The sequence below is a fragment of the Dactylosporangium sp. NPDC051087 genome (genome assembly GCF_055586325.1).
In genome coordinates, this window is sequence record NZ_JBVJIJ010000004.1 from 230026 (window position 1) to 250209 (window position 20184).

General features: G+C 69.2%; 12 protein-coding genes and 2 pseudogenes. 6 read left to right on the plus strand and 8 right to left on the minus strand.

The features are described from left to right. Positions 1-87: 87 nt before the first annotated feature. From ACZ6TV_RS10105 to ACZ6TV_RS10125, 5 genes are read left to right on the plus strand one after another with little or no spacing between them, the layout of a single operon-like run. Positions 88-3399, plus strand: coding sequence for an ATP-binding protein (locus ACZ6TV_RS10105; RefSeq protein ID WP_465297011.1), 3312 nt, complete (start codon positions 88-90; stop codon positions 3397-3399). Then, complete coding sequence (locus ACZ6TV_RS10110; protein WP_465296810.1) at positions 3396-5345, plus strand: MFS transporter; 1950 nt, start codon at positions 3396-3398, stop codon at positions 5343-5345. Before ACZ6TV_RS10105 ends, ACZ6TV_RS10110 begins: the two co-directional genes overlap by 4 nt. A gap of 6 nt (positions 5346-5351) precedes the next feature. Next, complete coding sequence (locus ACZ6TV_RS10115) at positions 5352-5894, plus strand: hypothetical protein (protein WP_465296811.1); 543 nt, start codon at positions 5352-5354, stop codon at positions 5892-5894. Continuing rightward, on the plus strand, positions 5891-7033 hold the full coding sequence (locus tag ACZ6TV_RS10120; RefSeq protein WP_465296812.1) for a M23 family metallopeptidase: 1143 nt from the start codon (positions 5891-5893) through the stop codon (positions 7031-7033). Before ACZ6TV_RS10115 ends, ACZ6TV_RS10120 begins: the two co-directional genes overlap by 4 nt. Continuing rightward, positions 7030-7659 carry a hypothetical protein gene (locus ACZ6TV_RS10125; RefSeq protein WP_465296813.1) on the plus strand — a complete coding sequence of 210 codons (630 nt, stop codon included), beginning with the start codon at positions 7030-7032 and terminating at the stop codon, positions 7657-7659. The genes ACZ6TV_RS10120 and ACZ6TV_RS10125 overlap by 4 nt, the downstream gene beginning before the upstream one ends. Here ACZ6TV_RS10125 and ACZ6TV_RS10130 read toward each other — a convergent pair whose 3' ends face one another. After that, positions 7660-8283 (minus strand): hypothetical protein, encoded by a 624-nt coding sequence (locus ACZ6TV_RS10130; protein WP_465296814.1) that lies wholly within the window; start codon positions 8281-8283, stop codon positions 7660-7662. A gap of 249 nt (positions 8284-8532) precedes the next feature. Here ACZ6TV_RS10130 and ACZ6TV_RS10135 point away from each other — a divergent pair, with 249 nt between their 5' ends. Continuing rightward, positions 8533-10515, plus strand: coding sequence for a hypothetical protein (locus tag ACZ6TV_RS10135; protein ID WP_465296815.1), 1983 nt, complete (start codon positions 8533-8535; stop codon positions 10513-10515). Between the two features lie 90 nt (positions 10516-10605). On the opposite strand, the gene folE is transcribed toward ACZ6TV_RS10135, so the two are convergent. From folE to dacB, 7 genes and pseudogenes are all read right to left on the minus strand, one after another. After that, positions 10606-11244, minus strand: a complete 639-nt coding sequence (gene folE / locus ACZ6TV_RS10140) for a GTP cyclohydrolase I FolE (RefSeq protein ID WP_465296816.1) — start codon at positions 11242-11244, stop codon at positions 10606-10608. A 178-nt stretch (positions 11245-11422) separates the two neighbouring features. Beyond that, positions 11423-13307, minus strand: a pseudogene (gene ftsH / locus ACZ6TV_RS10145) (ATP-dependent zinc metalloprotease FtsH); the annotation flags it as partial. Positions 13308-13518: 211 nt separating this feature from the next. Next, entirely contained in the window at positions 13519-14094 is a 576-nt protein-coding gene (gene hpt, locus ACZ6TV_RS10150) for a hypoxanthine phosphoribosyltransferase (RefSeq protein WP_354785328.1), read from the minus strand. 65 nt (positions 14095-14159) lie between these two features. Then, complete coding sequence (locus tag ACZ6TV_RS10155) at positions 14160-15779, minus strand: gamma-glutamyltransferase family protein (protein ID WP_465296817.1); 1620 nt, start codon at positions 15777-15779, stop codon at positions 14160-14162. Between the two features lie 9 nt (positions 15780-15788). Next, positions 15789-16754 (minus strand): tRNA lysidine(34) synthetase TilS, encoded by a 966-nt coding sequence (tilS, locus tag ACZ6TV_RS10160; protein WP_465296818.1) that lies wholly within the window; start codon positions 16752-16754, stop codon positions 15789-15791. Positions 16755-17648: 894 nt separating this feature from the next. After that, positions 17649-18692, minus strand: a pseudogene (locus ACZ6TV_RS10165) (zinc-dependent metalloprotease); the annotation flags it as partial. Between the two features lie 74 nt (positions 18693-18766). After that, on the minus strand, positions 18767-20161 hold the full coding sequence (gene dacB / locus ACZ6TV_RS10170) for a D-alanyl-D-alanine carboxypeptidase/D-alanyl-D-alanine endopeptidase (RefSeq protein ID WP_465296819.1): 1395 nt from the start codon (positions 20159-20161) through the stop codon (positions 18767-18769). Positions 20162-20184: the final 23 nt, after the last annotated feature.

Consider the following 20184-nt stretch of genomic DNA (forward strand, 5'->3'; position numbering starts at 1 on the left):
AACAACCCGGACACCGATGACGACGCTGCGCACACGTCTGATTACGACGGCGGGCTGAGGGCTGCCGCCGAGGGCGGTCGCGTGGCGATGTTCCGCGGCCCGGCCCGTGGCCCGTCGGCCGACCGGCCGGCGAGCGCACCGCCCGCGGCGGACGTCGACTCGCCGTTCCTCGGCCTGTTCGACGACCCGCCGCGCGACCGGGTGAAGGCCATCGGCGCCGGCAGCAACCGGCCGATCTCCGGCATCCCGGTGTCGGCGGCTCCGACGTCCGGCGCGGGCCGGGCACCCGAGGACCTGCGCGCCCCCAAACGGGTGGTCCCGCGGACCGAGGCGCTGCCGGCCACCGCCTATGAGCGACGGCAGCCCGCCGCGCCCCAGGCGCTGCCCGCGGGTCCGTCGTCGGCCGCTGACCGGCTCGAGCGCAGCGGTGAGCACACCTTCGACTGGAGCGGCGAGCACCCGCGCCTGCCCGGCCGCCCCGCCAACCTCACCGGACAGCCGGGCGACACCTCCGGGCGGACAGGCGACCTTTCCGGGCGGCCGGGCGACGTGTCCGGACGAGCGGGCGACATTCACGGGCGGGCGGGCGACCTTTCCGGGCGGGCGGGCACTGCGGAGCGCCGGGCCCAGCAGCCGGCCCAGCGGCAGGCGCCGGACCGCGCCACCCGGTTGCCGAGCCGGCCGTCGGGCGGGAGCGCCAGTCGTACACCCGCGAAACCGGCGAACGGGAAGGTCGTGCCGGCACGCAGGACGACCCCTCCACCCGGCCAGACGTCCCGGCCCGCCGCGGGCAAGAAGACGCCGCTGGACCGCACCCCGAAGCCCCGGCAGAAGGACCGGCAGGCGTCGATCGACCTGGCGATCACCGAGATCGCGGGACACCTGACGTTCACGCCGAACACCGTCACCGCCTGGTACTGGCTGCCCGAGGTCCGCTGGGCGTTCCGCCCCGACGCCGAGCGTGAGGCGCTGCTGTCGGCGATCTCGGAGCAGTACGCCGGGCTCGCCGGCTTCCGCCTGCACCTGCGCCGCACCACCCGGCCGTTCCCGGCCGACCAGTGGGCGCGCGTCGTGGACAACAACACGCCGTTTCCGCTGCCGTCCGCCGGCGCCGGCCCGTCGTGGGCCGACCACCTCGTCGCCGCGCAGAAGCACCTCCTGGCGATCAACCACGCCGAGGGCCAGACCTACCTGGGCATCTCCTTCGCCCGGCGCACCCTCGGCGACACCTTCGCCGAGCGCATCGGCTCCCTCTTCCGCCGCGGTGTGGCCGACGCCGAGCGGCGCAGGATGGCCCGCACCGTCGAGCAGTTCGACGAGGTCCTGGGCGCGTTCGGCATGCGCGGCCGCCGGGTCACCGCCTATGAGCTGGAATGGCTGCTGTACCGCTCCGTCGCACTGTGCATGTCCCCACCCGGACAGGTCACGACGCTCGACGGTGGCTGGGAGCGCGGCGACCTGCTCGCCCTCACCGAGCAGGTGGAGCGCTACCGCACGCCCTACGGGTCCACGGTCAAGCTGGTCAACCGGGTCAGCGGCGAGGAGCGGCACGTCGCCGTCCTCACCGTCGGCCGCATGGAGCCGCTGGAGATCCCCGAGCGGCACGAGCCGTGGCTGCACTTCCACGAGCGGCTGCCGTGGCCGATGGAGATCTCCTCACGCATCGACATCCTCGGCCCCAACGACTCGTTCCGGAACCTGGAGCACCGGCTCCGGCTGATCCGCTCCCAGCAGGCCGACTACAGCGAGCACGGCATCGACGCGCCACCGGAGCTGGAGCGCCTCGCGAAGCGCGCCCTCACCATCGGCGACGAGATCAGCACCGGCCTGCCCGTCGACTCCTCCCGCGCGCACGGCTGGCACCGCATCGCCGTCGGCGGCCGCACCCGCGAGGAGTGCCTGGAGCGGGCCCGCCGGATCACCCAGATGTACTCCCGGGAGATGCGGGTCGCGCTGCAGCACCCGAAGCAGCAGGACTGGCTGGCCCGCGAGTTCATCCCCGGCGAGCCCCTGGCCAACACCGGCTACCTGCGCCGCATGCCGGTCAAGCTCTTCGCCGCCGCCCTGCCGCAGGCTGCTTCCACTGTCGGCGACCGCCGCGGCGACCTGATCGGCCGCACCGCCGGCACCTCCCGCCGCCCGGTCTTCCTCGACCTGCACTTCCCGATGGAGGTCCGCGAGCGCTCCGGCCTCGCCGTCTTCGTCGCCGAGCCGGGCGGTGGCAAGTCCACCCTCATGGGCGCGCTCGGCTACCTGAACGCCCGGCGTGGCGTCCAGGTGACGCTGCTCGACCCGTCCGGCCCGCTCGCCCGCCTGTGCGCGATGCCGGAGCTCGCCCCGTACTCGCGCGTCCTCAACCTCACCGGCTCCGAGCAGGGCACGCTCGCGCCGTACTCGCTGATCCCCACCCCACAGCGCGGCCACTACGTCCCCGGCCCCTCCGGCGACCGCGAGTTCGAGATCGCCGTCTCCAACGCCCGAGCCGAACGCCGCATGCTCGTGCAGGACATCTGCATGATGCTCGTCCCGCCGCAGGTCGCCCGCGAGGCCTCGACCGCCACGATGCTCCGCCACGCCGTGCGCCAGGTGCCGGCCGAGGAGTCCTCCAGCCTCGAGGACGTCATCCGCTCCCTGCGCGACACCGGCGACCACGACGCCCTCGAGCTCGGCAACCTGCTCCTGGACACCGCCGAGATGCCCCTCGCCATGCTCTTCTTCGGCACGCCGCCACCCGGCCTCCTCGGCGCCGACGCGACCCTCACGGTCATCACCATGGCCGGCCTGCGCCTGCCAGACCTCAAGATCGAGCGCGAGTACTGGTCCGCCGAGGAGTCCCTCGCCCTGCCCATGCTGCACACGGCCCACCGCCTCGCGGTCCGCCGCTGCTACGGCGGCGACATGACCCAGCGCAAACTGGTCGGCCTGGACGAGGCCCACTTCATGGAAGGCTGGCGCTCCGGCCGTTCCTTCCTGGTCCGCCTCGCCCGCGACTCCCGAAAGTGGAACCTGGCCGCGCTGGTGGCCTCGCAGAACCCCCGGGACATCCTCGGCCTGGACGTGCAGAACCTCGTCTCCACCGTCTTCGTGGGTCGCATCGCCGAGGACTCGGAAATCGCCGCCGAAGCGCTGCGCCTCCTGCGGGTACCGACGGACGTCGGCTACGAACAGACCCTCGCCGCCCTCTCCCAGGCCGACACGTCGTCTTCTTCGCGTCTCGGCTTCCGTGAGTTCGTGATGCGCGACGTCGACGGCCGCGTCCAGAAGGTCCGCGTCGACGTGTCCTACGTCCGCGACCTCCTGCGCTACCTGGACACCACCCCAGGCGGCACCCAGCCCGGCGACGCCGTGGGCGGGGAGGTCGTGGACGTCCACGATGACGACCCGGAGGTCGACAGGTGAGCCGCCTGCCAGTGCACGCAGCTGTGGTCATCTTCGCCGCGGTGGCTACGCTGTTCGCCGGCCCAGTAAACCCAGCCGCCGCCACCCCAGGATCACCAGCACGGGCACCCGGGGATGGGTTGTGCACGGTTCAAGAATGGCGAACCCCGGGCAATTTTCAGAATTGCACCGACAGACTGCAGGTGAACATTCAGTCGCGACTGAGCTGTTTGGATGCACCCACCCCGAGTTCACCGGACTCCGGCATGGCAGGCTGGTTTGCCACCGAGCCACCACCGTCGCGGGAATCCCGGCTATGGTTCAGACACAGCGAGTATGGCTATGCCGGGTATAATTTTACAACTTACGACCTGAAATGCGCATCAGTCGTCACCAACCCCAGCGCGGAGTTTGAAAACACAGTCGCGAATGGGGAATTTCTGGTAGCTACGGGAATCATCGGCGCTTCGAATGCCATACGGGAGCGCGCATGGGATCCTACATACATGTGGGGCTGGGCCGACCCGCTTGTCGAAACAGCAACCAAGGCAGTTTATTCGAAGATCTTCACCGCATTCGGCGCAATAACCGTAGCAATTGTCGGACTCTATTTGCTGTGGCGTTCCCGGCAATCCGATCTATCTAGCACCGTAACGACAGCAGGCTGGGCCATTTTTGTCATGGTCCTCATCACGGCAATAGCCGCCTGGCCCAGCTGGTCAGCACGCCTGGCAGACCAGACTCTCATCTCTGGCCTCGGGGCTATTCACGGCGCGCTCGGACCACCCAACGAGAGCATTCCGCCTGAAAAGTGCCGTAATCCGGATCCATCCGCATGCAATGATGTACGACCACCCGCAATGCGCGCCAGCGACACGGTGGTGGACGGCCTCCTTTACCGTAATTGGCTTCGCGGCACCTTGGGCTCCTCCGATAGCACCACCGCCACGAAGTATGGACCCGCTCTATACGACGCGAAATCATTCTCTTGGCAAGACATAGAAAGCATTCGGGCGGACGAACGGCGCGCCGCCACCGAAGAAGAGCAGCGCATTCTGGACAAGAAGCCCGGACCTCCGATCGAGTCCACGATGCGCAAGACACTCACCGAGCAAAAGCAGCAGCGATGGATGCGCATTTCCGAACAGATCAAGACAGAAGATCCGGAAGCCTACCAGCATCTACAAGGCAGCAATGGAATGGATCGAGTCGGCGCCGGCTTCTTGGCGATCCTTTCAGGCCTGTTCTTTGCACTCTTCGACGTCACCGCCTCCGTGCTCGTTATTCTAGGATTTTTGATCTTCAGGTGGGCCGTAATCGCCTCACCAATTCTTGGGACGATCGGACTTCTGCGGCCAGCCAACGCCGGGCTGCGTAGGCTTGGCAACGCAGTCATCGCAGCGATGTTCAACATCATTATTTTCGGGACCGGCTCGGCGATCTACCTTCTTGCGGTGAGCCTGATCTTGGACACACCCACGCTGGCCGGATGGCTCCAAGTGTTGCTGATATGGCTGACGGGAATCGTCGGCTGGCTACTGCTACGCCCCTACCGCAGGATTACCCAACTCGGCGGCAAGGATTCAACCCGGGCAATCACATCAGCAGGCGGCTGGCACCGATTGTTCCTGCGGGATGTTCGACAAGCAGCGGCACTGAAGGTCGTTGATGCTGGAGGAACCAACGAGCCTCGGCAACGCGGAGAGGGCGGATCTGTCCAACAACGCCCCGAATCTCGGGACGAGGACCCCTTGTCCGTGGATGTCGGTGAACGTGTGGCACAACCGGAGGACCACTCGACCCGACAAGGCACACCCAATCGTCGGCGACGCGAGCCAACGTGGGAAGAGCCGGATTCAACGGCGGAGAGCGCTCCGTCGTATTCCATCTATCGGCCTGACTCGGAGCGGTCCTCGTCGAACCCGCCAGTGGCTCGGCGGCCGGAGTCAGCAAACCTGCCGGGGTGAGCATCCATGCGTACGGTTCTGCGCCTGCTCGGCACGCGGTACGGCATCGCGATAGTACTCATTGTCGTTGTGCTCATAGTCGTAGGGTTCGGCCGAGCTGTATTCACCGACGATGACAGAGCGGAAAACGAGGGCCAGGGTCCGACCGTCGCCCCAGCGACAACGACGCCAGATCCGTACAACTCGCTCGGTGACGACGGCGTCGTGGAAGAACCCAGCACGCCAGCCCCATCATTGAGTAAGGGTGCTGCAGATGCGAACACCGTGGCCACACGGTTTGCAAATGCCTGGTTGCGCAAACCGGGAATTACCGGCGAACAATGGCGGTCAGGGCTGAAACCGGACGCTTCGAGCGATCTCATGGAGGCTCTCGCCGAGACTGACCCAAGCGACGTGCCGGCCACCACGATCACCGGGCCGCCAATCCTAAAGGAGGACGGTCAGGCGGTGAAAATTGAGGTGCCTGCCGACGGAGGCACAATCGTCCTCAAACTCCAAATAATCAGCGGCCGCTGGCAGGTCATCTCGCTTGACTGGGAGGTGGCATGACCGGCATCGAAACTTCCGACGACCAAAACGAAGACGGCAAACGAAGACTCCGTCCAGCGTTGCTTATCGCATTAACAGCGGCGCTGGTACTGCTGTGCTGCGGAGGTGGGGTGGTCTCATTCTTCCTTGACGCGGCAACTAAGACCACCTCATATGACTCCGGCTGTGGCAACGGCAAACTGGTCGACATATCGGCGGAAATGCCGAATCATCAACGACTCGGCCCCGAGCAAGTTCGCAACGCGGCGATCATTGTGAGGGTAGGGCAGGATATGAACGTGCCGCCGCGGGGCTGGGTCATTGCAGTTGCAACGGCTATGCAGGAATCGTGGCTACGCAACCTGCCGAATCTCGGAAAACGAAACGACCATGACTCGTTGGGCCTTTTTCAGCAGCGACCCAGCACTGGCTGGGGGACACCCGAGCAGATCATGGATCCAAAGTACGCGTCACGGAAGTTCTATGAGAAGCTGTTGACGATCCCGGGCTGGCAGACGATGAGCCTGACGCGCGCCGCGCAGAAGGTACAGCGCAGCGCGTACCCCGACGCTTACGCCAAGCACGAGGAGTTGGCTTCGACAGTGGTCAACTCTTTGACTGGCGGGGCAGCGCGCGCAGTTGGCGATCAGACCGAGTTGCAATGCGTCGCCGCAGGTCAGATCTCCGCTTCTGGATGGACCGCCCCGGTCAAAGGAAAAGTAGGATCGGGGTATAGGACTGCATCCCGCCCCACCCACCAAGGAGTAGACCTTATCGTTCCACGGGGAACTCTTATCCGTGCTGCCGCAGCAGGCACGGTTATCAAGGTCCGCTGTGATGCGATCGGGCCAAATGGGAAGCCCTGGGGTTGCGACCGAGACGGTTCGCCGTCGGTTCGTGGCTGCGGCTGGTTTGTGGACATCTCACATGCCAATGGCATCATCACCCGCTACTGCCACATGGTGAGACTGCCCAGCGTTGTGGTGGGTCAAAAGGTCGCACCCGGTCAAGAGATTGGTTTTTCCGGCACGACTGGACATTCCTCCGGTCCACACCTGCACTTCGAAACGCACATCAACAGCGACTCGAGCAAGAATGGCGCGGTCGATCCAGTGCAGTTCATGCAGCGTGTCGGCGCACCACTCGGGGGGGAACCGTGAGCGATTTCCCCAGCGGCGACGACCTTCCCGACTGGGATCTCCTCGCTGGAGGAGCTGGACGCTTTCCGGCAGGTATTGAGCTTCTGCCTGCCGCATCCGCCCGCGACCTGCGGGGCCGGCGGGCGATGGTGGGCATGCCCGGCCTAGGCTGGCGCGGCGACTTGCGCATTGATGACGCGGTGGTTCAGGCAAGCCGGACGTATGTGCCAGTGCTGCCTGAGCAGGAGTGGTACCGGGCCGAATCAGAACGGACAGAGGTCTTCGCGCCACTCGTGCCGATCGAACGCGTCTGGGTGGAGGAGATTTCGTCAGCCATAGCGCCAGCGAGGCATGCCTCGGATCTGGTGGGACGCCTGGTCTCGCTCGACACGCCACCACCCCGGCCGCCTCGGTCCATTCGAGACATCGACGCCATTACCGGTTTGCGAGTGGTTCGCTTGCTTGGTCCAGAAGATAAAATTGGCAAAGACACGCGTGATCTGCGGGCAGTGACCGAGCCATACAACAGCGCGGAAGGTGATATCTGCGTGCGCGTCTGCACAGAGCTTGATTGGTACAGATGGGCATGGAGCGGACAGATCCCTAAGACTCTAGAGCTTCCAATCCACCTAGTCTGGGCCGAGTAACTACGTCAGCTTTTCAGCGCTGCACACTCGCCATCCGTCACCGTATCTTAAACCAAATTTCCAATCCTGAGTTAGAATCGATTTCCTCCCATCCTCCTCAGGAATAGCAAGGTTAATCTTCAGTCGGACTGACGACGTTTCATCGGCCACAGAAACCATCATGTCGGAAAACGTTGCTGAAATGCCAACATCGAATTTCACTTCAATTGCTCGAAGATCGACAATTGCTTGGTCTACTTCACCGAGACCCGGTGAGTTGCAAACAAATACTGACGCCTTTGCCTCATCACGGGTGTTGAACCGCGCATTAAGGTACTGCTGCAGGGTGACTGTCGGGCTACCACGGTCGGGGGTGGTGGCCTTGTCGTAGAGGACGTACGCGGTGATCGAGCCGCCCAAACACAAGCCAACAGCGGTCACCGCAACAACCAACAACAAGGTCTTACGAAAGCCAAGCCCTCGCCTCGGAGGCTTGGGAGGGGAGCCAGGAGCAGGGTCAGCGCTGCGCAGAGGTTCGTCCTTGCCGATGATCTCGCCTTCGAGGACCTCGTCGTCGCTGGGCCGGGATCGGGGGATCGACCTGCCCTGATCGACGTTCGGCTCGTTCGGCTTCGATGGGTCCACGGTCAGAAGGCTATCCGGCCGCGCTGAGCGTGGCATCCCCCCGCGCCGCGGACCATGACAAACGCCGGCGACGACAGCGGTGAGGGACGTGCGCAAGGACGTACAGCGGGCGATGCAAGATCAGGAGAGCTGAAGGACAAAGCTCGCACCTGCGGGAACGCAAGACTCCCAGTGCGCCTACTGACTGGTTCCGCGGTCTGCGTTACCGTTCCGGCATCTGCTGGATCGGAGAGGGCGGAAAGGGGCACGGTGGCACGCCTGCGGGCACGGATCGAGCGAGCGGCTGCGCTGCACCGGCACACCGCTGCGCTGGTCGCCGCCGCAGGGCCGATCCTCGATGGTTACTCGCCGAACGCGGCGCCCGCGGATCAGTACGCGGAACAGCACGACCTCACCGCTGAGCTGCGGGCGGACGCGAATCTGCTGGCGCCGGGGTGGTTGGGGGCGCAGCTGGACGCGTTGTCGCCGAGCACGCCGCTCGGGGGGCCGCTGCCGCCGACGTTCGTGCGGGTCGGGCAGGCGCATCCGCTGGACGACGCGCGGTTCCCGGTCGTGGTGCCGTTGCTGCGGGCGGGGCACATCGCCATCGACGCCGATGCCAGGGACAGCCGGGTCGCGGGGTTGCTGCGCAGTCTGGTGCTGCGGCTGCTCGCGTCGTCGCCGCCGGGGTCGGTGCGGATCCGGGCGGTCGACTCGGTCGACTCGGGGTCCACGTTCGGGTGGTTCACCGGGATCGAGTCGGTCATGCCGCCGCCGGTGACCGATGTGGAGGGTCTCCGCGCCGTACTGGACGAGGGAGAGCACTGGCTCGCGGCCCGCACGGACGGTGCCGGCCCGACGCTGCTCATCGTGATCGCGTCGCTGCCGGAGCTGACGGAGGGCCGGGACCTGGCCAGGATCGCGGGGCTGGCGCACGCGGGTCCGGCGGGCAGGCTGCATCTCATCGCGGCCGGCTGGCCGCCGCCGCCGTTGACCGCGGAGACCACGCAGGCGCCGTTGCCGCACGCGACGCAGATCGCGATCCGTAACCCGCACGCGTGGGTTGGTGACCCGCCGGGGGCCACGTTCTCCGGCACCGGCGTCACGCCCGGGCGGCTCAACGCTCCCGTATACCTTGACCCTGATCCGCCCGCTGATCTGGTACGCCGTGTGTGCGCCCAGCTCGCCGGCCCCTGGAGCACGCCACCGGCGCCGGTGGGCGAGCCGAGCAGGACGGCGTGGCTGAACTACGTGGCCGCCGGGCAGCGGCTCGACGCGGTCCGGCGGGAGGTCATCGCGCTCGTCGCGGAGCACAAGGCGGCGCTGAAGGCCGCACGCGACGACCTGTCGGCGATCCGGGCGAAGCTGGCCCATCATCAGGCGTATCTGGCGGAGGTCTCCCGTGAGATCGGCGGCCGGCCGTTCGAGATGTTGCCGAGCTGGCAGGAGACGCAGACTGCGGCCTCGGTGCTGACCGGCGCCGCGCAGCCGGTGGGTCGCCGCCGTGGCGCCGCGCAGGCCCCGCAGCAGGGTCCGCGCACGGCGACCGTTCCGGTGAGCGCCCCACCGACCTCGCCGGTGACCGGCAACCTGTACATGGGCAGCACCGCGGGCAACACGGGCGCGATCATGGGCCCGTACCAGAACCATCCCGGCAACGCGTTGAACGGCCCGACGGGTGCGCAGCCGACCTATCGTCCGCCGGTCAGCGGCGTCCCGGCGCGTCCGCAGAGCCTCGCGAAGAGCCCCGCTCAGGTCAGCGGCGGGCCCATCCGCCCGACGGCCGTCAGCGGCGTGCCGGCCCCCGTGTCCACCGGCGCCACCGGGACGGGCGTCGTACGCCCTGTGAGCCCCCCAGCGCCCGATTCCCTACCCGGCAGGGTGTCCCATGCCCTCCGCGTGGCGGCGGCGGGCCTGAAGCAGTCTGAGGCCGCGCTCGCCGCTCCCGGCCGGTCGGACACCGCCTCCAGCACCCGGGTCTGGATAAACGCCGCGATCTATTTCACGTTCGCGGTGCTCGCGGCGGTCGTTCAGGTGCCGACCCTGCTGGCGGGCGAACGCTTCGACGAGATCAGCATCCTTGCCCTGCCTTGTGCGCTGGTACTGCCGGCGCTCGCCTTCGGCCTGGGCTGGCTGACGATCGGCGCGACCACCCGGCGGCCGACGTCCAGGACCCCGGTGATGGGCCTGACGATCAGCCTCCTCGCCCTGGTCCCTCTTCTGGTCTTCGTCGCGGTGTTGGTACTGCGCTGAGCCAGCGCCACCGGACACGGAAAGGCGAAAGCCCGGCCGGACGGTCGTCGACCATCGGCCGGGCTCGGGAGCCGCGGACCTGCCCGGCGGCTAGCCGCGCAGGATCAGGGACATCGCCTCGGCGCGGGACTTGGCGTCGTCGCGGAGCAGGCCGCGGACCGCGGACGTGATCGTGCGCGAGCCGCCCTTCTGAATGCCGCGCATCGACATGCACATGTGCTCGCACTCGATGACCACGATGACGCCGCGCGGGTTGAGCTCGGTCATCAGCAGGTCGGCGATCTGCGAGTTGAGCCGCTCCTGGACCTGCGGGCGGCGCGCATACACCTCGACGAGCCGCGCCAGCTTCGACAGGCCCGTGATGCGACCGTCGTGGCCGGGGATGTAGCCGATGTGCGCGACCCCGTGGAACGGCAGCAGGTGGTGCTCGCACATCGACATGACCTCGATGTCGCGGACGAGGACGAGCTCCTCGTGGTCCGCCTCGAAGGTCGTGGACAGGACCTGGGCCGGGTCGACGCGCAGGCCGGCGAAGAGCTCGGCATACGCGCGGGCGACCCGGGCCGGGGTCTTGCGCAGCCCGTCGCGGTCGGGGTCCTCGCCGACGGCGAGCAGGATCTCGCGGACGGCCACCTCGATGCGCTTCAGGTCGACGTTGCGCTCGACCTCCACGCCGCCGAGCTTCCCGCTGACGAGCCGGGCGGCGACGTGGTCGAGCTCCGGCTCCACTGATGCACCGAACCCGGCGCCGTTGTCATCGGCGTCGGGTTCGGTGCTGCTGATCTCGCTCAGTTCTTGCCGTCCGTGGTCTCGCCGCCGCTGGTGATCCGCACGTGGTCACCATCGCCGTTCAGCCCGACCGGCTGGCCGACCTCGGCACCGTTGGCGCCGGCCTCGAGGGCCCGCCGCCGGCGGCCGTTGCCGCTGTACGGAGCCATCGGCGGCCGCTTGACCACACGGGCGCAGATGCGGGCCATGTCCGCCTGGGAGATGGTCTCCTTCTCGAACAGCTCCTCGACGATCTGGTCCAGCACGTCGCGGTATTCGACCAGGATCTCCCACGCCTCGTCGTGCGCGATCTCGATGAGGGCGCGCATCTCGCCGTCGATCTCGGCCGCGACCTTCTCCGAGTAGTCCCGCTCGTGGCCCATCGTGCGGCCGAGGAACGGCTCGCCGTCGCCGGTGCCGTACTTGATGGCGCCGAGCTTGGCGCTCATGCCGTACTCCGTGATCATCGAACGGGCGAGCGCGGTCGCCTTCTCGATGTCGTTGCCGGCGCCGGTGGTCGGCTCGTGGAAGATGAGCTCCTCGGCGGCGCGACCACCCAGCGCATACGCCAGGGTGTCGATCATCTCGGAGCGCGTCTGCGTGTACTTGTCCTCGGTCGGCAGGACCAGCGTGTGGCCCAGCGAACGGCCGCGGGACAGGATGGTCACCTTGTGCACCGGCGCGGAGTGCGGCAGCGCCCAGGCGACCAGCGCGTGGCCGCCCTCGTGATACGCGGTGACCTTCTTCTCGTGGTCGCTCATGATCCGGGTGCGCCGCTCGGGGCCGGCGATCACCCGGTCGATCGCCTCTTCGAGATAGTCGTTGGTGATCGCGCGCTTCTCGTTACGCGCGGTCAGCAGCGCCGACTCGTTGATGACGTTGGCCAGGTCGGCACCGGTGAAGCCGGGCGTGCGGCGGGCGACCGAGTCGAGGTCGACGTCGGGCGTGAAGGGCTTGCCCTTCGCGTGCACCCGCAGGATGGCCTTGCGGCCCTCCATGTCGGGGCGGTCGACGGCGATCTGCCGGTCGAAGCGGCCCGGGCGCAGCAGCGCCGGGTCGAGGATGTCGGGCCGGTTGGTGGCCGCGATCAGGATCACGCCGCCCTTGGTGTCGAAGCCGTCCATCTCGACGAGGAGCTGGTTGAGCGTCTGCTCGCGCTCGTCGTGCCCGCCGCCCATGCCGGCGCCGCGGTGACGGCCGACGGCGTCGATCTCGTCGACGAAGACGATGGCGGGCGCGTTGGCCTTGGCCTGCTCGAACAGGTCACGGACCCGGGAGGCGCCGACACCGACGAACATCTCGACGAAGTCCGAGCCGGAGATCGAGTAGAACGGCACGCCGGCCTCGCCGGCGACGGCGCGGGCCAGCAGCGTCTTACCGGTGCCGGGCGGGCCGTAGAGCAGGACGCCCTTGGGGATCTTGGCGCCGAGTGCCTGGTATTTGGCCGGGGCCTGCAGGAAGTCCTTGATCTCGTGCAGCTCTTCGACGGCCTCGTCGGAGCCGGCCACGTCGGCGAAGGTCGTCTTCGGCGTGTCCTTGGAGATCAGCTTGGCCTTCGACTTGCCGAAGTTGAGCACCCGCGAGCCGCCGCCCTGCATCTGCGACATGAACAGCAGCAGAAGGACGACCAGCACCGCGATCGGCAGCAAGTTGATCAGCAGGCTGACGAAGATGTTGTCCTGCGTGACATTGACGTTGTACTGGTCGATCTTCTTGGCGGCCTGCAGCTCGGCGAGCTCGTTCTGCAGCTCGTCGGCGGACCGTGCGGTGTAAGAGGTCTCGACCTTGTCCGTCTTGGAGCCCTTGATGGTCTCCTTGGTCTTCAGGTCAAGTTTGAGCGTCTGCTCCTTGTCCTGAATGACTGCCTTCTTGGCCTTGCCCTCACGCAACAGGGCGAGAACCTGCGACGTGTCCGCCTTGGTGTAGCTGGGGCCGGACGTGAAGAAGGAACTGAGGATGATCGCACCGATGATCACCAGGAGGATCCAGACCACCGGCCGGCGGAACAAACGGGTACGTTCCATGTTGTCGTCGAGCGCGCGCGGCGCCCGGCCCCTCCATCCGTAAGACCGCTGACCGCGCCGGACCCACTGTGCCGACGCGATGTCGAAAGCGTCGACAGAATGGCCTAGTTGACGCTTGCGACCATTTGACGGTACACCGTGGCACCGACAGTCGCGGATCGGCGTGGGCCGGGGACGAGATGCTCCCAGCAGACTCCCAGGAAGTGCGGGGTCAGCCCTGGCCGTAGACCGACGGCTTGAGGACCCCGACAAAGGGCAGGTCACGGTAGCGCTCGGCGTAGTCGAGGCCGTATCCGACGACGAACTCGCTGGGGATGTCGAAGCCGACATACCGCACCGGGACGTTCACTCTCAGCGCATCGGGCTTGCGCAGCAGCGCCACCACGTCGACCTGGGCCGCGGAGCGGCTCTGCAGGTACTTCAGCAGCCATGACAGCGTGAGGCCCGAGTCGACGATGTCCTCGACGACGATCACGTGCCGACCGGCGATGTCGCGGTCCAGGTCCTTGAGGATGCGCACGACCCCGGAGGACGTCGTGCCCTGCCCGTACGACGAGACCGCCATGAACTCGAGCTCCACCGGCGGACCGACCCGGCCCAGGGCGCGGGCGAAGTCCGCCATGAACATGACGGCGCCCTTGAGCACCCCGACCAGCAGGATCGAGTCGACGTCGGCGTGGTCCGCCGCCACCTGCTTGGCGAGTTCCGCCGTTTTGTCCCGGATCTGCTCCTCGCTGATGATCACGTGGTCGATGTCGGACGCGTGCCAGGTGGTGCCGTCGGCCATGCGCTTAGCCTGCCGTATCGGCCCACCCGGATCGACGGCGGGTCACCCCTGGGAGACATCCGCCATTAATAGCCCAGCGCCGCGCCGTCGGCCCGCGGCTCGGAGCCTGCGACGTAGCCGGACGGTGTCCGCCAGATCGCCTGTCCGTAGCCGAACGCGCCCTGCTCGTCGACGATCCGCACCTGGTGACCGCGCCGCCGCAGGTCATCGGCCACGTCGGCGAGGCCGGGCTCCAGCCGGACGTCCAGCCCCGTGTGCCAGTACCAACGCGAACGGTCCAGCGCCGCCTGCGGATCCAGCAGGTCGTCCACCGTCGACCGGACCACCTGCACGTGTCCCTGTGGCTGCATGTGGCCGCCCATCACGCCGAACGGCCCGACCGGAGCGCCGTCCCTGGTCAGGAAGCCGGGGATGATCGTGTGGAACGGTCGCCGGCCCGGGCCGACCTCGTTCGGGTGACCTTCGCCGAGCGAGAACCCGGCGCCGCGGTTCTGCAGGCTGAAGCCGGTGCCCGGCACGACGACGTGCGAGCCGAAGCCCATGTAGTTCGACTGGATCAGGCTCACCATGCGGCCGTCCGCGTCCGCGGTGCAGAGGTAGACCGTCCCGCCCCGCGCAGGGTCACCGGGCGGGTGCTCGGCGGCGTCCCGGCCGATGAGCGCCCGGCGCGCCGCCAGATAGTCAGGTGCCAGAAGGTTCGGCGGGTGTACGGCCAGCGAAGGGTCGCACACATACGCATGAGCGTCGGCGAACCCGAGCTTGACGGCCTCGATCTGCCGGTGCAGGTCGTCGTCGCCGCCCGCACCGAACCCGTCGAGAATCCCGAGCGCCTGCAACGCCACGATGCCCTGCCCGTTCGGCGGCAGCTCCCAGACCTCGTGCCCGCGGTACCGCACCGACAACGGCTCGACCCAGAGCGACGCGTGTTCCGCCAGGTCGGCCTCGCGCAGCAGCCCGCCGGTCCGCTCGGCGTGCGCCACCATCGCCTCGGCCAGCTCGCCCCGGTAGAAGGAGGCGCCGCCGCTCGCCGCGATCGACCGCAGCGTGCGGGCCGCGTCCGGGTTGCTGAACCGCTCCCCCGCCCGCGGCGCCCGGCCACCGTGCGTGAAGACCCGGGTCCACTCGGTGAACTCGGCACCGTGCAACGCGGAATGCACCACCTCGACCGCGCGGTCCCAGTGGTGCGCGACGGTCGGCGACACCCCATATCCGTGCTCGGCGTAGGCGATCGCGTCGGCGAACAGGTCCGCGAACGGCAGCGATCCGAACCGTCCGTGCAGGTCACGCCAGCCCGCCGGGGCGCCGGGGACGGTCACGGGCAGCCAGCCGCGGGCCGGCATGACCCGCTCGGCGGCCGCCTGCGCGCCGCCCAGGGCCGCCCCCGCCCGCACCGACGGCGCACGGTCCAGCACCAGGTCGCGGGTCAGCAGCGCCGGCGAGCGCCCGGAGGCGTTGAGGCCGTGCAGCCGCTCGCCGTCCCACACGATCGCGAACAGGTCACTGCCGATGTCGTTGGACCCCGGTTGCAGCACGGTCAGCGCGGCGGCGGTGGCGACGGCCGCGTCCACGGCGTTGCCCCCGCGGCGCAGCACCGCCAGCCCCGCCGACGCGGCGAGCGGCTGGGAGGTCGCCACGACACCGCGCGGCGCGTACACCGCCCGGCGCGGATGCAGGTCGTTCGACATCCGTTGATCTTAAGCGATCCGGCGCAGCCTGCCGCCCTGCCGGGCGATCCGCAACCCGCCCGGCAGCGCCGCGGGACCCTGCCCGTGCCAGTCCGTGACCAGCGCGTCCATCGCCACCACGTGGCGGTGTGAGAGCGCGCCGCCGGACACCCCGAGCCGCCGCGCCCACGCGTGCAGCACCCGCGTCCGTACCGCCGCGGGCAACCGAACCAGCTGCGCGACGTCGAGCTCGTCCCCCGCGACGGCCTTGTCGAACGCGTCCGAGGCCAGCTCGTCGAGGTGCTCGGTGTCCGCCGCGATCAGCCCCGCCGTGCGGGCGAGGTTGCCGATCACGGCCGGTCCGAGGGCCGCCACCAGCGGCCGTACGCGCGACCTGGCATACGCGTGGTCCGTGTTGTGCGGGTCCTCCCACGGCGTCAGCCCCGCCACCTCGCACGCCGCCCGGGTGTCGGCCCGTGGCACGTCCAGCAGCGGCCTGGCGAACACCACCCCTTGCCGCTCCCGGCTGGCCGGCATGCCCGCCAGCCCGTGCGGCCCCGCCCCGCGCGTCAACGCGAGCAGGACCGTCTCCGCCTGGTCGTCGCGCGTGTGGCCCAGCAGGACCAGCGCCGCCCGGTGGTGCTTCGCCGCGGCGACGAGGGCCGCATACCGGGCGTTGCGAGCCGACGCCTCCGGCCCGCCGTGCCCGCCGACCTTGACGGTCCGGACGTCCACCGGGTCGAACTCGTGCTCGCGCGCCCACCCCGCCAGCTGGGCGGCCCGGTCGCCTGAGCCGTCCTGCAGCCCGTGGTCGACCGTCACCAGCCCGCAGTGCGTGCCCATGCGCTGCGTGACGAACCTGGCCGCCACCGCCAACGCCAACGAGTCGGCCCCACCGGAGCACGCCACCAGCACCGTGTCACCCGGCGCCACCCCGGCCAGCCCACGCCGGACCGCGGCACGCACCGCGGCCACGGCCGGCGCGAGCGCGGCCATCCCCGATCAGCCGGTCACGTCGGGCTTGGCAGGCTTCTGCTGGCCCTCACCGTCCACGTCGCCACGGTCACCGCCGCCGCCGGCGGCGCTGCTGGCTGTGCTGCTGTCCGCGGCGCTGCTGGTCGTGCTGCTGTTGTCCGCTACCGCACCGGTTTTGGCCACCTGCGGCTCAACCTCGGCGGGCTCCGCCTCATCGCCGCCGCCGGACGAGCCGGCAACACCTCCGGCGGTCCCAGCGGCCTCTGCGGTTCCAGCGGCCTCTGCAGTCCCAGCGGCCTCTGCAGTCCCAGCGGCCTCTGCAGTCCCAGCGGCCTCTGCAGTCCCAGCGGTCTCGGCGGTCTCGGCGGTCTTCGCGGCCTCGGCGGTCTTCGCGGTCCCGGACGGTGCCGAGTCGTCAGCGGTGACCGCCGTCGTCGCCGTCGTGACCGGAGCAGGCACCGCGGCCTCATCGGCCGACAGGCCCGCCACCTGGGTGGACCCGGCGATCCCCGCCTCGGCCTCCACCGGCTCCGCCACCGTCGGCACGGGCGCCGGCGGGGCCTCGACCGCGCCCGCCTGAGCCGGCACAGCGGCAGCCTCGGCCGGCGGGATGCCGGCTCCAGCGACCGTCGTCGCCGCCGCGGTGACCGGAGCGGACTCGGCAGCGGGAGCGGACGCCGTCGCGACCGGGGCGGCCGCGGCGGTGACCGGAGCGGACGCCGCGATCTCATCCGTCGACAGGCCCGCCACCTCGGTGGATTCCGCGATCCCCGCCTCGGCCTCGACCGGCTCCACCACCGTCGGCACGGGCGCCGGTGGGGCCTCGACCACGGCGGCCTTCGCCGGCGAGGAGGCGGCGGCATGCGGGGCGGGCGGCGCGGGCGGGACGATGACGGGCCGGTGCAGCGCGCTCGCGCCGTGCACCCGGACGACCCAGGCGTCGGGGTCGCCGAGCTCGTCGAGCCGCGGGATGGTCAGCGGCGACTGCCAGATCTTGTTGAAACCGTCCATGCCGACGCGCTCGACGACCGCGTGGACGAACTTGCGGCCCTCGGCATACTGACGCATCTTCACGTCGACACCGAGCAGCTTGCGCAGGACCCGGTCGAGCGGGTTGGTGGTCGACTCGCGGCGCCGGTTGAACTTGGCGCGGATGTCCTCCACCGACGGCACGACGTCAGGGCCGACACCGTCCATGACGAACTCGGCGTGCCCCTCCAGGACGGTCATGAGCGCGGTGAGCCGGTCGAGGACGGCCCGCTGAGCGGGGGTCTGGACCAGGTCGAGCACGGAGACCTTGCTGTTGGGGTCGCGGACAACGTCGGCGAGGGCGCCGATGCCGCGCCGCACCCGCTCGGCGAGCTGGTCCTGGTTGAGCTGGGAGGCGTCGACGAAGGCGCCCACCTCACCCAGGAAATAGCCCCGCATCCAGGGGACCGCGGTGAACTGGACCCGGTGGGTGACCTCGTGCAGGCACACCCAGAGCCGGAAGTCGCGCGGGGTGGCGCCGAGCCGGCGCTCCGCCTCCACGATGTTGGGGGCGACCAGGAGCAGCTGGCCGGGGTCGGCGGAGAACACCTCATACTGGCCGAGGACCTTGCCCGACAGATATGCCAGGACGGTGCCCGCCTGGACGCCGGTGAACCGCGACCCGATCGCGCTGGCGACGGGCCCCGGCTGCTTGCCGCCGGCGAGCCGCTCCGCGAGCGGCTGGATGACCTGCCGCAGGCCCTCGATGTTGGTCGCCGCCCAGTCGCGGCGGTCGACGATGCGCACCGGCGGTGCCAGCATCTTCGTGCGCAGGCCGGTGAAGGAGCTGACGTGCTCGGTCGCCTCGTCCGCAAGTCCCCGAAGGTCGGTGACTGCGGCGGCGGCCTCCTCGTAGGACACGGCAGGGCCGCTCTTGCCCAACGCCGCAGCGGTTGCCGCGGCCAGATCCCAATCGACGAACTGCGCCATGAACCCACCGTACCCGCGCACGACCACCGGCTGCTGCTGAGAAGACCCGGAGTCGACCGTCGGCGACGGGTCGACTACCGGCAGCCACAGGCGGCGAGCGCGGCGGCGACCCGGTCGAGCGCGACCACCGCGGTGTCCCGGTCGGTGGTCTGGTCGGCCATGAACGCGAAGGCCAGGGTCCGCCCGTCGGCGTCCACGACGATCCCGGCGAGGGAGTTGACCCCGGTGAGCGTGCCGGTCTTGGCTCTGACCACGCCCGCCGCGCTCGCCCCCTCCTGGGGTTTGACGAACCGTCCGGTGAGCGTGCCGCTGTACCCGGCGACCGGCAGCCCACCGAAGATGCCGTGCAGATCGGCCCGGTCGGAGCGGGCGGACATCGCCAGGAGCGTGGTCAGCAGCGCCGGGGACAACCTGTCGTTGCGGGAGAATCCGCTGCCGTCGACCAGTCCGTATCCGGTCACGGGCAGGTTCAGCTCCTCCAGTACCGTCCGCATCGCCGCCGCACCGCCCTCGAACGACGCCGGCTGGCCTTTGGCGAGCGCGACCTGCCGGGCGAGGATGTCGGCGAGCACGTTGTCGCTCTGCAGCAGCATGGACTCCACCAGGCGCAGCATCGGCGCCGACTCGACCTTGCCGAGCTCCTTGGCCCCGGCCGGCGCGGTGCCGGCCACCGCGGCGCTCGCCGGCAGCCCGAGCATCTTCGCGAACGCCTGCGCCGCCTGCACGTCTGGTTGCGCGTAGCGCTTCGCGTACTGCCCGCTGTTCGGCCGGCCACCCTCCGTCATCAGCGGGGTGATCACCGCGCCGGACCCGCCGGTGGTGGCGTCGGAGTCCCAGCCCGGCCCGATCCCGGATCCGGTGAAGAGCGACATGTCGTAGACGACCTTGCTCGGCACGGTGTCGCCGAGCGCCTTCTTCACCTGACCGGCCAGGTCGTCGAGCCGGGCCGCGCCCGGGTAGTACGGCGTCTGGAACACGGCGAGGGTCGGGTCGCCGCCGCCGATGAGCACGACCTCGCCCGGCTGGGCGCCGGCCACGACCCGGGTCGGGATGCGATACGCCGGACCGCGGGCGGCGAGCGCCGCCACCGCCGTCACGATCTTCGTCGTCGAGGCCGGCGTCATCGCCGCGTCGGGCTCCGAGGCGTACAGGACCTGGCCGGTCGCCACGTCCACCACGGAGGCGGTGATGTGGGGGCCGAGCGCGGGAGCCGTCAGCAACGCGCCGATGGCATTCTTCACTCCCTCCGGCGACGGCAGCGGGGCCTGGCTGTCCATCGCCGCCAGTACCGCCGGTGGCAGCTCGGGCGTGACACCAGCGGCCCATTTGGCCTTTTCGTCCGAGTCGACGAGCCCTAGGAACCGGATGGTGTGGGGTCCGGCGTACACCGAAGCGAGCGCGGCGACGAGCGCCACGACCAGCGCGACGGCCGCGACAACAGTGCCAACCTGTGGTCTTTCCCTCGCCAACGGACCCTCCCCGTTCTTCACCA